This is a genomic window from Micromonospora sp. NPDC005161, from assembly GCF_053599855.1.
Window position 1 is genome coordinate 1 of the sequence record NZ_JBSFYQ010000131.1, and the last position, 1,370, is coordinate 1,370.

The 1,370-nt window shown below is 65.3% G+C and carries 2 pseudogenes; one reads left to right on the top strand and one right to left on the bottom strand.

The features are described from left to right. Positions 1-170: 170 nt before the first annotated feature. Positions 171-704: pseudogene (locus tag ACWD5O_RS37190) on the top strand (transposase); the annotation flags it as partial. Between the two features lie 400 nt (positions 705-1,104). On the opposite strand, the pseudogene ACWD5O_RS37195 reads toward ACWD5O_RS37190, so the two are convergent. Continuing rightward, positions 1,105-1,266, bottom strand: a pseudogene (locus ACWD5O_RS37195) (IS110 family transposase); the annotation flags it as partial. Positions 1,267-1,370: the final 104 nt, after the last annotated feature.

Sequence of the window (1,370 nt, forward strand, 5' to 3'; positions counted from 1 at the left end):
GGCCATCACCATGCCCACACTCGGCCAACCGCAGACAGAGATCAACTAATGCCCGAACGATCCATGATCAACCACTAGCGAAAGACCGAGGCTAGGTGGGTGCCAGGCCGAGGACGGCGACGAGGCCAGCAAGGGCGGGAGTTTGGTTCTCGGGCTGCTCGCGTCCGACGGCGAGATATCGCAGCGGGATACGGGCAACAAGGACCATTTTTGGTGCCGGCCTCGTCGCCGCCATCGGCGCCGCCCTGCCAGGCGCCTCCTGGCAACGTTGCCGCACCCACTACCTGCGCAACCTGCTCACCAAAGTCACGAAGTCGGCGCAGCCGTGGATCGCCACCCTCGTTCGGACGATCTTCGACCAGCCCGACGCTGACGCCGTTCGGGCCCAGTTCGGCCGGGTCGTGACCACGATCGAGGCGAAGTTCCCCGCCGCCGCCGAGCACCTCGATGCCGCCCGCGACGACCTGCTCGCGTTCACCGCCTTCCCGCGTCAGATCTGGCGCCAGATCTGGTCGAACAATCCCCAGGAACGACTGAACAAGGAGATCCGTCGCCGCACCGACGTCGTCGGCATCCTCCCAAACCGGGCGGCGATCATCCGACTCGTCGGCGCGGTCCTGGCCGAGCAGACCGACGAATGGACCGAAGGCCGCCGCTACATGGGCCTGGAACTACTCGCCAAAGCCCGCCTGATCACGATCGACACCGACCAACACGACAACGACCAGACTGAGGTTCCCCCGGTTTGCCGGAGGGTTGCGGCGGGGCGGACACCCGAACTGCTGGCGGATCCGTATCCGGTCGTCGACGGGTTCCAAGTCAGGTCTCCAGCGCATGGGCAGGGGCAACGATGCGCTGTCCGCTGCGGTCCTTCTCTCGCTGCTGGAGCATGACGATCGCCAGCCTTGCTGATCTTCAGCAAGCGATCACAGCAGGATCCCGCTGCGACTGGCACACGGAGGCGGCACATCAAAAGCCGCAGGTCATCAGCCTGCGACCACGGGCGGAGCCTCGGGTTAGAAGTCTCAATGTGATTCCGGTTGATCTTGCTGGGCAGGGTCAGGCGGCCGACGTGCAACGGCGTCGGCGGTGGGTGGGTGCGGGTCAGGCGGTGGTGCTGGCAGGTGTGGTGGGTCGGGTGAAGGTTTTGCCGTCGCGGACGAGTGCCCAGAGGACATCGACGCGTCGTCGGGCGAGGGCGATCATTGCTTGACGGTGGTGTTTTCCTTCGGCGCGTTTCTTCTCGTAGTAGGCGCGGGACGCGGGGCATTCTCTGAGCAGCACGCGAACAACCCGATCGAGGCTGATCACAGCCAGCTAAAACACCGGCTACGACCGATGCGCGGCCTACGAACCGATCCGACCGCGCA